Annotated in this window: 15 protein-coding genes; 10 read left to right on the top strand and 5 right to left on the bottom strand. The window is 72.7% G+C overall.

The window, feature by feature from the left end; all coding sequences use genetic code 11:
- Positions 1-5: 5 nt before the first annotated feature.
- Entirely contained in the window at positions 6-335 is a 330-nt protein-coding gene (gene fdxA / locus AB0D66_RS19340; RefSeq protein ID WP_030868357.1) for a ferredoxin, read from the top strand.
- A 107-nt stretch (positions 336-442) separates the two neighbouring features.
- A complete protein-coding gene (gene dapC, locus AB0D66_RS19335) occupies positions 443-1537 on the top strand; it encodes a succinyldiaminopimelate transaminase (RefSeq protein WP_362304492.1) in 1095 nt (364 codons plus the stop codon).
- Between the two features lie 69 nt (positions 1538-1606).
- Here the strand turns inward: dapC and AB0D66_RS19330 are convergent, their stop codons facing one another.
- Complete coding sequence (locus AB0D66_RS19330; RefSeq protein WP_362304489.1) at positions 1607-1942, bottom strand: hypothetical protein; 336 nt, start codon at positions 1940-1942, stop codon at positions 1607-1609.
- A 305-nt stretch (positions 1943-2247) separates the two neighbouring features.
- Positions 2248-3159: a hypothetical protein gene (locus AB0D66_RS19325; RefSeq protein WP_362304486.1), complete on the bottom strand. Its 912-nt coding sequence runs from the start codon at positions 3157-3159 to the stop codon at positions 2248-2250.
- A gap of 133 nt (positions 3160-3292) precedes the next feature.
- Here AB0D66_RS19325 and dapE point away from each other — a divergent pair, with 133 nt between their 5' ends.
- Entirely contained in the window at positions 3293-4372 is a 1080-nt protein-coding gene (gene dapE / locus AB0D66_RS19320) for a succinyl-diaminopimelate desuccinylase (protein WP_362304483.1), read from the top strand.
- A gap of 64 nt (positions 4373-4436) precedes the next feature.
- On the top strand, positions 4437-5195 hold the full coding sequence (locus tag AB0D66_RS19315) for a TIGR00730 family Rossman fold protein (RefSeq protein WP_362304480.1): 759 nt from the start codon (positions 4437-4439) through the stop codon (positions 5193-5195).
- A 35-nt stretch (positions 5196-5230) separates the two neighbouring features.
- Here the strand turns inward: AB0D66_RS19315 and folP are convergent, their stop codons facing one another.
- Positions 5231-6091: a dihydropteroate synthase gene (gene folP / locus AB0D66_RS19310; RefSeq protein WP_362304477.1), complete on the bottom strand. Its 861-nt coding sequence runs from the start codon at positions 6089-6091 to the stop codon at positions 5231-5233.
- A 76-nt stretch (positions 6092-6167) separates the two neighbouring features.
- Between folP and AB0D66_RS19305 the strand changes: the two genes are divergently transcribed.
- Entirely contained in the window at positions 6168-6533 is a 366-nt protein-coding gene (locus tag AB0D66_RS19305) for a DivIVA domain-containing protein (RefSeq protein WP_362304474.1), read from the top strand.
- Positions 6530-7111: a DNA-3-methyladenine glycosylase I gene (locus AB0D66_RS19300; RefSeq protein WP_362304471.1), complete on the top strand. Its 582-nt coding sequence runs from the start codon at positions 6530-6532 to the stop codon at positions 7109-7111. The genes AB0D66_RS19305 and AB0D66_RS19300 overlap by 4 nt, the downstream gene beginning before the upstream one ends.
- 14 nt (positions 7112-7125) lie before the next feature.
- Here the strand turns inward: AB0D66_RS19300 and AB0D66_RS19295 are convergent, their stop codons facing one another.
- Positions 7126-7929, bottom strand: a complete 804-nt coding sequence (locus tag AB0D66_RS19295) for an enoyl-CoA hydratase-related protein (protein ID WP_362304468.1) — start codon at positions 7927-7929, stop codon at positions 7126-7128.
- 332 nt (positions 7930-8261) lie between these two features.
- On the opposite strand from AB0D66_RS19295, the gene AB0D66_RS19290 reads away from it, so the two are divergent.
- Positions 8262-8429 carry a DUF3117 domain-containing protein gene (locus tag AB0D66_RS19290; protein WP_003966491.1) on the top strand — a complete coding sequence of 56 codons (168 nt, stop codon included), beginning with the start codon at positions 8262-8264 and terminating at the stop codon, positions 8427-8429.
- Between the two features lie 108 nt (positions 8430-8537).
- Positions 8538-9155 (top strand): hypothetical protein, encoded by a 618-nt coding sequence (locus tag AB0D66_RS19285; protein ID WP_362304465.1) that lies wholly within the window; start codon positions 8538-8540, stop codon positions 9153-9155.
- A 26-nt stretch (positions 9156-9181) separates the two neighbouring features.
- Here AB0D66_RS19285 and AB0D66_RS19280 read toward each other — a convergent pair whose 3' ends face one another.
- Positions 9182-9844: a class I SAM-dependent methyltransferase gene (locus AB0D66_RS19280; RefSeq protein ID WP_069921811.1), complete on the bottom strand. Its 663-nt coding sequence runs from the start codon at positions 9842-9844 to the stop codon at positions 9182-9184.
- Between the two features lie 177 nt (positions 9845-10021).
- Between AB0D66_RS19280 and sigE the strand changes: the two genes are divergently transcribed.
- Positions 10022-10801: an RNA polymerase sigma factor SigE gene (gene sigE / locus AB0D66_RS19275; protein ID WP_362304461.1), complete on the top strand. Its 780-nt coding sequence runs from the start codon at positions 10022-10024 to the stop codon at positions 10799-10801.
- On the top strand, positions 10798-11460 hold the full coding sequence (locus AB0D66_RS19270) for a zf-HC2 domain-containing protein (RefSeq protein WP_362304458.1): 663 nt from the start codon (positions 10798-10800) through the stop codon (positions 11458-11460). The genes sigE and AB0D66_RS19270 overlap by 4 nt, the downstream gene beginning before the upstream one ends.
- The last annotated feature ends 34 nt before the right edge of the window (positions 11461-11494 follow it).

Genomic DNA, 11494 nt, shown 5'->3' with positions numbered 1-11494 from the left:
AGAGCGTGACCTACGTCATCGCGGAGCCTTGTGTCGACGTCAAGGACAAGGCATGCATCGAAGAGTGCCCCGTCGACTGCATCTACGAGGGCCAGCGGTCCTTGTACATCCACCCGGACGAGTGCGTCGACTGTGGTGCGTGTGAGCCGGTCTGCCCGGTCGAGGCCATCTTCTACGAGGACGACACTCCGGAGGAGTGGAAGGACTACTACAAGGCGAACGTCGAGTTCTTCGACGAGCTCGGTTCGCCCGGTGGTGCCTCGAAGCTGGGCCTGATCGAGCGCGACCACCCCTTCATCGCGGCGCTTCCCGCCGACATCAACCCTTCTCACTGAGGGTTCACGGCACAAGCGCCACTCGGTCCCGTACGGCCTGCCCGCCGCACGGGACCGAGGTGTTTCCCGACCTTCGCGTCCAGCACCGAGAGAGAGCAGAGAGCACCGTGGCCGCAGTATCCGACCGTCTTCCCGCCTTCCCCTGGGACAAGCTGGAGCCGTACAAGAAGACGGCGGCGGCCCACGCGGACGGCATCGTCGACCTGTCGGTCGGCACGCCCGTGGATGCGGTGCCCGAGCTGATCCAGAGCGCGCTGATCGGCGCCGCGGACTCCCCGGGCTACCCCACGGTGTGGGGCACCCCCGCCCTGCGCGACGCGATCACCGGCTGGCTGCGCGGCCGCCTCGGGGCGAGCGCCGCCGAGCACCGCAACGTCCTGCCGGTCGTCGGCTCCAAGGAGCTGGTGGCCTGGCTGCCGACCCAGCTGGGCCTCGGCGCGGGCGACAAGGTCGCCTACCCCCGGCTCGCCTACCCGACGTACGAGGTCGGCGCGCGGCTGTGCGGGGCGGAGGCCGTGGTCTACGACGACCCGACCGAGCTCGACCCGGCCGGCGTGAGGCTGCTGTGGCTCAACTCCCCGTCCAACCCCACCGGGAAGGTCATCCCGAAGGAAGACCTGATCCGGATCGTGGCCTGGGCGCGCGAGCACGGGATCCTGGTCTTCAGCGACGAGTGCTACCTGGAGCTGGGCTGGGAGGCCGAGCCCGTCTCCGTGCTCCACGACGAGGTGTGCGGCGGTTCGTACGAGGGGCTCGTCGCCGTCCACTCGCTCTCCAAGCGCTCCAACCTGGCCGGCTACCGGGCCGCCTTCGTCGCCGGTGACGCGGACGTGCTCGGCGAGCTGCTGGAGATCCGCAAGCACGGCGGCATGATGACCCCCGCCCCGGTGCAGGCGGCCACGGTCGCGGCGCTCGGCGACGACCGCCACGTCGAGGAGCAGCGCGCCCGCTACGCGGCCCGCCGCACGGCGCTGCGCGCGGCGCTGGAGGGGCACGGCTTCCGGGTCGAGCACAGCGAGGCGAGCCTCTACCTGTGGGTGACCCGGGACGAGCCCTGCTGGGACACCGTGGCCCACCTGGCCGATCTGGGCATCCTGGTGGCGCCGGGCGATTTCTACGGGGAGGCGGGCGCGCGGTTCGTGCGCGTGGCCTTCACCGCCACCGACGAGCGCGTCGAGGCCGCGGTCAAGCGCCTGGGCTGATCCGCCGACGGACAGCCCGAAGGGGCCGGGAGTTCGTGCTCCCGGCCCCTTCGGTGTTCCTGCCGCGGGTCAGCCCAGGGGCAGCTGGGGCAGGCCGCCCGTGAGACCGCCCGGCAGGCCGCCGGGGAGACCGCCCGGCAGCTCGCCGGCCGCCGGCAGCTGCTGCGCGGCGGGCAGGCCGCCGAGCAGGCTGCCCGCGGCGTCGGTCACACCGGCGGCGGGGGCGGCGGCCGGAACGGCCTCGACGGCGGTGCTCGCCGTGTCCGTGGCCGCCGCCGTCGTCGCGGCCGCGGCGTCGGGGGCGTCCGCGGCGCTGGCCGCGCCGGCCGCACCGACCACGGGTGCTGCCCCGGCTGCGAGGAGCAGCGCGGCGCGGGCGATCCGACGGGTCAGGGGGAGGGACATGATGCTCCTAAGCGGTAGCGGCTGAGTACGCCGTGTACAACCGCTCGTGGGGCGGGTGGAGTTGCGGGGCGGAAGGGTAAAAGATCGGTAACGCATCGTTTAATCGGCTTCCGCGACAAGCGCATTGGATGCGCGCCCACCAGGCCTTCTGTCGCTCCGCGGCCCCGCGCCGGCCGTCCCGGCCACCCCCGCACGAGTGACGGCCCGTACGCACGGCCGGGTCCCGTCGGAGCGGGATCCCGCCCCCGGGCCAGCCCGGCGGAATCGGCGGACCCGGCGGACCCGGCGAAATCGGCGGAATCGGCTCAGCGGGCGATGAAGATCCGGACCTCGTCGCCGAGGGTGTTGTGCGGATCGCCGTCCCCCGACTTGCCGGGGCCGCCCTTGTCCTGCCACACGCCCCGGGCCTTGCCGCCGATCCAGCCGCTGCCCCGGTACGAGACCCGGGCGATGCCGAGCTCGTGGGACCGGGCCACCGCCCAGTGGGCCATCGCCCGGCCGCGGCGGTCCTCGGCCGCGCCGCCGCCCTGCTTGAGCCGCAGCGTGATCTCGGGCTCGGCGACCCCGCCCGCATCCGTCCGAGCGGCCCCGGCGCCGCCCGCGGCGTCCCCGCCGCCGGCCAGCGCCTCCTTGCCGAAGGCCCGTACCAGCTCGGCCTTCACCTTCTCCGGATCGCCCCTCAGCGGGGCCGGGCCGGAGCAGGACAGCACCCCGTTCTCCCCGAAGGCCGCCGTCAGGACCGTCGCGTCCGTCTCGTGCTTCGCGTACGCCTGCGGGTAGCCGCTGCGCTGCACCTTCTGCGCCGCCACCGTCAGCGGCAGCCGCGAGTACCCCGGGACGTCGACGAGGTGGTCGTAGAAGATGGCGGCCGAGTACACGGGGTCGGTGATCTGCTCCGGGGTGCCCCAGCCCATCGAGGGCCGCTGCTGGAACAGGCCCAGCGAGTCCCGGTCCCCGTGGTCCAGGTTGCGCAGGGCCGACTCCTGCATGGCGGTCGCCAGCGCGATGGTCACCGCCCGGTCCGGCAGCCCCTTGGAGATGCCGACGGCGGCTATCGTCGCCGCGTTCGCCGCCTGCTCGGGCGTCATCTCGTACTTCTGCCCGCCGCCCGCGGTCGCGGTGGCCGTGCAGTACGGGGCGCCGGCGCCGCCGTTGGAGTACCGCTGGACGGCGAAATAGCCGATCACCGCGAACAGGACGAGCAGACCTACGGCCACACGGAGCGGCCTGCGGCGACGAGGGCGTGGATCACGGGATTCGGACACGCGGCCCACCGTACTTGAGGCATATGACGTGTCCACCGGCCGGACGACGAGGTGGCCCCCCGGGTGGGGGCGTTAGGGTCGTTTCATGCCCGAATCCGAGCTGGACCTCACCCTGGACGCCGCCGAGCTGACCGCCCGGCTCGTCGACATCCCCTCCGTGAGCGGCGACGAGAAGGTACTCGCCGACCTCGTGGAAAGCGCGCTGCGGGAGCTGGCGCACCTCACCGTGGACCGCTTCGGCAACAACGTCGTCGCCCGCACGAACCTGGGCCGCGGCGAGCGCGTCGTGCTCGCCGGCCACCTCGACACCGTGCCGATCGCCGACAACGTCCCCTCCCGCCTCGACGAGAACGACGTCCTGTGGGGCTGCGGCACGACCGACATGAAGTCCGGTGTCGCCGTGCAGCTGCGCATCGCGGCGACCGTCCCCGAGCCGAACCGGGACCTCACCTTCGTCTTCTACGACCAGGAGGAGGTCGCCGCCGACCTCAACGGCCTGGGCAAGGTCGCCGAGGCCCACCCCGACTGGCTGACCGGCGACTTCGCGGTGCTGCTCGAGCCCTCGAACGCCGAGGTCGAGGGCGGCTGCCAGGGCACCCTGCGGGTGCTGCTGCGCACCTCCGGCGAGCGCGCCCACTCCGCGCGCAGCTGGATGGGCTCCAACGCGATCCACTCGGCGGCGCCGATCCTGGCCCGGCTGGCCGCGTACGAGCCGCGCAGGCCCGTGATCGACGGCCTGGAGTACCACGAGGGCCTCAGCGCGGTCCGCATCGAGGGCGGCGTCGCCAACAACGTCATCCCCGACGCCTGCACGGTGACGGTCAACTTCCGCTATGCCCCCGACCGCGGCGAGGCCGAGGCGATCGCCCACGTGCGGGAGGTCTTCGCGGACTGCGACATCGCCGAGTTCGTGGTCGACGACTCCTCGGGCGGCGCCCTGCCCGGGCTCTCGCACCCGGCGGCGGCGGCCTTCATGGAGGCGGTCGGCGGCCGCGCCATGCCGAAGTTCGGCTGGACGGACGTATCGCGCTTCAGCGCCCTCGGCGTTCCGGCGGTCAACTACGGCCCGGGCGACGCGCTGCTGGCCCACAAGGTCGACGAACGCGTCGAGACGAAGGCGATCCTCCACTGCGAGGAACGACTCCGCGCCTGGCTGACCTCCTGAATTCCGCTTGCCGTCACCTTTGTGCGCCTAACCTGATCCAACGATCAGCAGGAGGGAGCACATCATGGGCAACCCTGAAGGGTCCGCTCGTCGTCGGCCCGAGGAGCAGCAGCTCGGGCCGGTGCTGAGGAGGCGGAGCCAGATCAAGGCGGGCAGTACGACGGACCAGCGGCTGCTGGACTCTGCCGGGCCTTCCGAGTGGGTGCACACCGATCCCTGGCGGGTCCTGCGCATCCAGTCGGAGTTCATCGAGGGCTTCGGCACGCTGGCCGAGCTGCCGCCCGCGATCAGCGTGTTCGGCTCGGCCCGCACCCCGGTGGACACGCCGGAGTACGAGGCGGGCGAGCGGATCGGGCGGGCGCTGGTCGACGCCGGGTTCGCGGTGATCACCGGTGGCGGTCCGGGCGCCATGGAGGCGGCCAACAAGGGCGCCCGCGAGGCGGGCGGCGTCTCGGTGGGCCTCGGCATCGAGCTCCCCTTCGAGCAGGGGCTCAACCAGCACGTCGACCTCGGGCTGAACTTCCGGTACTTCTTCGTCCGCAAGACGATGTTCGTGAAGTACAGCCAGGGCTTCGTGGTGCTGCCGGGCGGTCTCGGCACGCTGGACGAGATGTTCGAGGCGCTGACCCTGGTCCAGACCCAGAAGATCACCCGCTTCCCGATCGTGCTGTTCGGCACGGAGTACTGGAGCGGCCTGATCGACTGGCTGAAGAACACGGTGATCGCCCAGGGCAAGGCCTCGGAGAAGGACCTCTACCTGTTCCACGTCACGGACGACGTGGACGAGGCGATCGCGCTGGTGACGAAGGAAGTCGGGAAGTAGGACCCTCCGCGGGCCGGCCGAGGCCGGCCCGCGGCTCAGGCCAGGCCGCGGCGGGCCACCGCCGGGGGCCGGTGCCCCTGGATGGAGCGGACCATGTCCAGGATCTGCCGGGTTTCCGCGACCTCGTGGACCCGGTAGACCTGCGCACCCAGCCAGGCCGAGACGGCCGTGGTGGCCAGGGTGCCCAGCAGGCGTTCCTTGACCGGCTTGTCCAGGGTCTCGCCGACGAAGTCCTTGTTGGACAGGGAGACCAGGACCGGCCAGCCCGTCGCCGTCATCTCGTCCAGCCGGCGCGTGGCCTCCAGGGAATGCCGGGTGTTCTTCCCGAAGTCGTGGCCCGGGTCGATCATGATCGCGTCCCGGCGGACGCCGAGGGCCCGCGCCCGTTCGGCCAGGCCGACCGTGACGCGCAGGATGTCGTCCATGACGTCCTCGTACGAGGTCCGGTGCGGCCGGGTGCGCGGCTCGACCCCGCCCGCGTGCGTGCAGACCAGCCCGGCGCCGTGGCGCGCCGCGACCTCGGCCAGCTTGGGGTCCACCCCGCCCCAGGCGTCGTTCAGCAGATCGGCCCCGGCCTCGCACACGGCCTCGCCGACCTCGTGCCGCCAGGTGTCCACGCTGATGACCACGTCCGGGTGGCGGCGCCGGACCTCGGCCACGAAGCCCACCGTGCGCCGCGCCTCCTCGGCCGCGTCCACGTGCTCGCCCGGTCCGGCCTTGACCCCGCCGATGTCGATGATCGCGGCGCCCTCGGCTACCGCCTGCTCGACCCGGTCGAGCGCCGGCTCGTCGCGGAACGTCGCGCCCTGGTCGTAGAAGGAGTCCGGAGTCCGGTTCACGATGGCCATGATCACCGGCTCGTGGGTGTCGAACTCGCGCCTGCCCAGTCGCAGCATCCTGCTCTTTCCTCCTTCGGCGGCCCATGCGCCTCGCCTGCGACCTTAACCTGGTGGCCGGAGTCTCTCAGGGGAGTTGATCGTGTTCTTCTTCTTGATGATCGCGCTGGTCGTGGTCGTGGCAGCGGTCACCCTTGCGGTGATCGGCGGCGGCTCGGAGGCCGTCCTGCCGGAAGCGGAGCCGGACCGGGTGGCGGACGGGCTGCCGGAGGCCCGGCCCGTCGTACGGGCGGACATCGACGCCCTGCGGCTGCCGGTGGCGCCGCGCGGCTACCGGATGGCCGAGGTGGACGACGTACTGGAGCGGCTGGCGGCGGAGCTGGCCGAGCGGGACGCGCGCATCGCGCAGCTGACGGCGGCGTCCTTCCCGGCCGCTTCGACGGCCGCCGCGGGCGCCCCGGCCCCGGAGGATCGGGTCGACCTCACCAAGGACGAGCGGTGAGCGGTACGGGACTGCTGGCCGGCGCGGACGGCGGCCTGCGCTGCCCCTGGGGCCTGTCCACCGAGGACTACGTGGCCTACCACGACACCGAATGGGGCAAGCCGGTCCACGGGGACGACGCCCTGTACGAGCGGCTGTGCCTGGAGGCCTTCCAGTCGGGGCTGTCCTGGATCACCATCCTGCGGCGGCGCGAGGGCTTCCGTAAGGCCTTCGCCCAGTTCGAGATCGCGGCGGTGGCGGAGTTCGGTCCGGCCGACGCGGAGCGGCTGCTGGCGGACGAGGGGATCATCCGCAACCGGGCGAAGATCGAGGCCACCCTCGCCAACGCGAAGGTGCTGGCCGGGTGGCAGCCCGGGGAGCTGGACGGGCTGATCTGGTCCCACGCCCCGAAGCGGCCGGGCCGGGCCCCGCGGAGCACCGCCGACGTGCCGGCGGTGACCCCGGAGTCCACGGCCCTGGCCAAAGCCCTGAAGAAGGCGGGCATCCGCTTCGTCGGACCCACCACGGCCTACGCCCTGATGCAGGCGTGCGGCCTGGTCAACGACCACCTCGCGGGCTGCGTCTCCCGCGAGGCGTAGGCGTCGCGGAGGGGTCAGCGGCCGAGGTACTGCGGCGGCTGCTTCGCGAGGAAGGCCTGGACGGCGATGGAGTGGTCCTCGGAGGCTCCGGCGCGGGTCTGCAGGGCGTCCTCGCGCTCGAGGGCCTCGTCCAGGGTGTGGGAGGCCCCGTACGCCAGGGACTCCTTCAGGGCCGCGTAGGCGACGGTGGGGCCGGACGCCAGGGCGCGGGCCACGGCCTCGGCCTCGGCGTGCAGGGAGTCCGCGGGGACCAGGCGGTTGGCGATGCCGAGCTCGTAGGCCTCCTGGGCCTTGACCGAGCGCGGGAAGAGCAGCAGGTCGGATGCGCGGGAGGCGCCGATCAGGCGGGGCAGGGTCCACGAGACCCCGGAGTCGGCGGTCAGCGCCACCCCGGCGAACGAGGTGTTGAAGGACGCGGTGTCGGCGACGACCCGGAAGTCCGCCGCGAGCGCGAAACCGAAGCCCGCCCCGGCCGCCACGCCGTTCACCCCGGCCACCACCGGCTTCGGCATCTGCGTCAGCGCGCGGACGATCGGGTTGTAGTGCTCGGCGACCGTGCTCATCGTGAGGGAGGAGCCGCCCTCGCGGTCCGCCGCCAGGTTCCCGATGTGCTCCTTGAGGTCCTGGCCCACGCAGAAGGCACGGGTGCCGGCCGCGGTCAGCAGCACGGCCCGCACCCCGGTGTCCGCGGCCGCCGCGAGGGCCGCGTCGCGCAGCGCGACCTTGGCCTCCGTGTTCATGGCGTTCATCGCGTCCGGGCGGTTGATCGTGATGGTCGCGAGTCCGTCGGTCACTTCGTAGAGCACGCTGTCGGCCATGGCGGGGGGTCCCCCTTCGTCGCGGGATGGCTACCGGCCGGTACCGGCCGGTGCAAGGGCCAGCATGGCGGACCGGACGGCACGCGCACATGTGATGTGCGTCAAAGAAAGCCGACGCCGTTCACCGGGAGCGGGGGCGAAGTATCGCAGGCGGGTCCCCGAAATGAGTGGTTTTGGCCGAGCGCGTTGCCCAAGCGTTCCCGGCCGATGTTGGTCATCGGGTCCTGACATGCGGGATAATGGCTGGGAAGCAATGTGTTCGATGCCGGGTACTAGGCGCCTGAATGGGGCCGTCGGCGGACGATGAGCTGGTTTCAGGAAGGGGAACGAGCATGGCGGCCATGAAGCCGCGGACGGGCGACGGCCCGCTCGAGGTCACCAAGGAGGGGCGGGGCATCGTCATGCGCGTACCGCTCGAGGGCGGCGGTCGGCTCGTCGTCGAGCTGACCCCGGACGAGGCGGACGCCCTGGGTGACGCCCTGAAGAAGGTCGTCGGCTGACCTTTCGGCACCCTCTGCATTCTGCGTTCTCCGCGCTGCCCCGACCGCGACCAGCGGTCGGGGCAGCGTTGTGTCCAGGACCGTGACCTTGATCGTCGGAGCCGTGACGTGACGTTCTCCCCGCCCGCCCCGCCCGCCTTCGCGGACTGCACCCCCCGCCTGAAGGCGGCCCGGATCCTCTCCGACGTCCTCGCGCCGGCGAACCTGGTGGTCGCCCTGCTCCTGCTGGTCGGCTGGCACGGCACCGGGTCGTGGCCGGGCCTCGGCTGGGGTCTGCTCGCCGCCCTGTTCTGCGGGGTGGTCCCCATCGGGATCATCGCGCTCGGCGTGCGCCGGGGGGCGCTGACCGACCAGCACATCCGGGTGCGGAGCCAGCGCGTCGTCCCGATGGCCCTGAGCCTGCTCTCCGTCGTCGCGGGGCTCGGCCTGCTGCACCTCCTGGGCGCCCCGGCCGACGTCTTCGCGCTGGTGGTGGCGATGCTCGCCGGGCTCGTCTCGTCCCTTCTGGTCACCGTGGGCTGGCAGATATCCCTGCACATGTCGGTGGCCGGCGGCACGGTGATGATCCTGCTGCTCGTCTTCGGCCCGCCGGTCCTCCCGGCGGCACTGATCGCCGCCGCCATCGGCTGGTCGCGGCTCGCGCTGCGGGCGCACACGGCCGCCCAGCTGCTCGCCGGGACCGCCCTGGGCGGGACGGCGGCCCTCGCCTTCGCCCTGCTGCGCTGATCCGGTCCGGTCGGGAAGGGCGCGCGCTAGCGCCGTACGGCGCACAGCAGTCCGTCGCCCACCGGGAGCAGCGCGGCCTCCAGGGCGGGGCTCTCCCGGACGCTGCGCAGCAGTTCGCGGACCCGGAGCACTTCCACCGGCTGGGCCGAGGAGTCGACCGTACGGCCGTCGGAGAAGACCCCCTCGAAGCACACCAGTCCGCCGGGACGCAGCAGGCGCAACGATTCAGCGAGGTAGTCGAGGGACTCGGCCGGGTCGCCGTCGCAGAAGACGAGGTCGTACCCGCCGTCGGCGAGGCGGGGGAGCACGTCCAGTGCCCGGCCGGGGATGAAGCGCGCGCGGTTGCCCGCGAAGCCGGCGGCGCGGAAGGCCTGGCGGGCGAAGGCCTGCCGGTCGGCTTCGGGATCCACCGTGGTCAGCACGCCGTCCGGGCGCATCCCGTGGAGCAGGTGGATGCCGGAGACGCCGGTTCCGGTCCCGATCTCGGCGACCGCCTTGGCGTCCGCGGTGGCGGCGAGCAGGCGCAGCGCGGCCCCGGTACCGGGGGAGACCGAGCGCAGGCCCGCTTCCCTGGACCGGTCGCGGGCCCATCGCAGAGCGTCGTCCTCGGCGACAAACGCGTCGGCGAACGCCCAGCTCGTCTGCCGGTTGCCGGTAATGACCCTCTCCTGTCCCCATAGTTGGCGCAACGGTGACTGTATCCGCTGACGTCGGGAACCCGCAGATGGGACCGGGCGTTGAGTGGGTGTGGGCGGGATCAGAAGGGACGGGGCCGGGCAGATCGCCAGTCCGGGCCGCTCCGGAGCCCACGAGCCGTGCAAAGTTAATGCAAAAACGCTTATCCGGAGCTGACGGAGGGGGTGGCTATGGTAGGGACTCCGCTGGACACCACCAGAGCCGACAGGGGAGGTGCGGCTGCGCCTGTGGATCGTGGAGGCGTGCTGAGACGCCTCTTCTGGTCGGTGGGCGAGCCGAAATCCGTGACCGACACCGCTGACCGTTTCCACACCGCAGCCACCGCAACCACCGCGACCTTCGCCGCCGATGCGGGCTCCCAGGCGTGGACCCCTCCTTCATGGGAGGAGATCGTCAGCACGCACAGTGCGCGGGTCTACCGTCTTGCCTACCGTCTGACGGGCAACCAGCACGATGCCGAGGACCTGACCCAAGAGGTCTTCGTCCGCGTCTTCCGCTCGCTGTCCACGTACACGCCGGGCACCTTCGAGGGCTGGCTGCACCGCATCACCACCAACCTGTTCCTGGACATGGTCCGCCGCAAGCAGCGCATCCGCTTCGACGCGCTCGCCGACGACGCCGCCGAGCGGCTGCCCAGCCGGGAGCCGTCCCCCCAGCAGGTCCTGCACGACACCCACTTCGACGCCGACGTCCAGCAGGCGCTGGACACCCTGGCGCCCGAGTTCCGCGCGGCCGTGGTGCTGTGCGACATCGAGGGCCTGTCGTACGAGGAGATCGCCGCCACGCTCGGCGTGAAGCTCGGCACCGTGCGCAGCCGCATCCACCGGGGCCGCTCGCACCTGCGCAAGGCGCTCAAGCACCGGTCCCCCGAGGCCCGCGCCGAGCAGCGTGCGCTGGCCGGGGTGGCCGTCGGCGCCCCGGGCACCGGGGGAGAGGGCGGAGCCGAGTGAGCGGAGTCAGTCCGTCCCCCGCCGAACAGCACCTGGGCGACCGGCTCGCCGCCCTGGTGGACGGCGAGCTGAACCACGACGCGCGCGAGCGGGTCCTGGCCCACCTGGCCACCTGCGCCAAGTGCAAAGCCGAGGCCGATGCCCAGCGCCGCCTGAAGACCATGTTCGTCGAGAGCGCCCCGCCGCCGCTGTCCGCCGGGCTGCTGGCGCGCCTGCAGGGGCTGCCGGGCGGCGGCTTCGACGGACCGCCGGGCCCCGGGGGTCCGCCCGCCGGCGATCCGCTCGCCACTTTCGCCTACGCCCTGCCCCCGGCCTCCCGGCCGCAGCAGGAGGGCTTCCGGATCCACGAGGTGGGCCGTCCGCGCCGCCGGTTCGCGTTCGCCGCCGCCGGAGCGGTCTCCCTCGCCGCGCTCGCCCTGGGCGGCGCGATGCCGCTGGAGACGGTGGACCCCACCCTGCGGGGCGAGTCCCCCGCACCCGCCTCCCGGTCCGGCCCCGCCGTGTCGGTGAACGACGCCACGGTGGCCGACGCCTTCGTCCGCGACAGGATGCCCACCCCGGCCGCCGTGCCGACCCTCCTGTCGACCGCCGCGACCCCGCTCCCGCCGCTCCACCCCTCCCCGCCGGGCTCGGCCCGCCCCGTCTCCCTGCTGCGCTGACCCGGGACCTGGTTGAATCTGCGGCACATGCGCA

The sequence above is a fragment of the Streptomyces sp. NPDC048270 genome, assembly GCF_040652335.1.
GTDB lineage: Bacteria > Actinomycetota > Actinomycetes > Streptomycetales > Streptomycetaceae > Streptomyces.
This window is presented reverse-complemented; position numbering and strand designations above follow the sequence as displayed.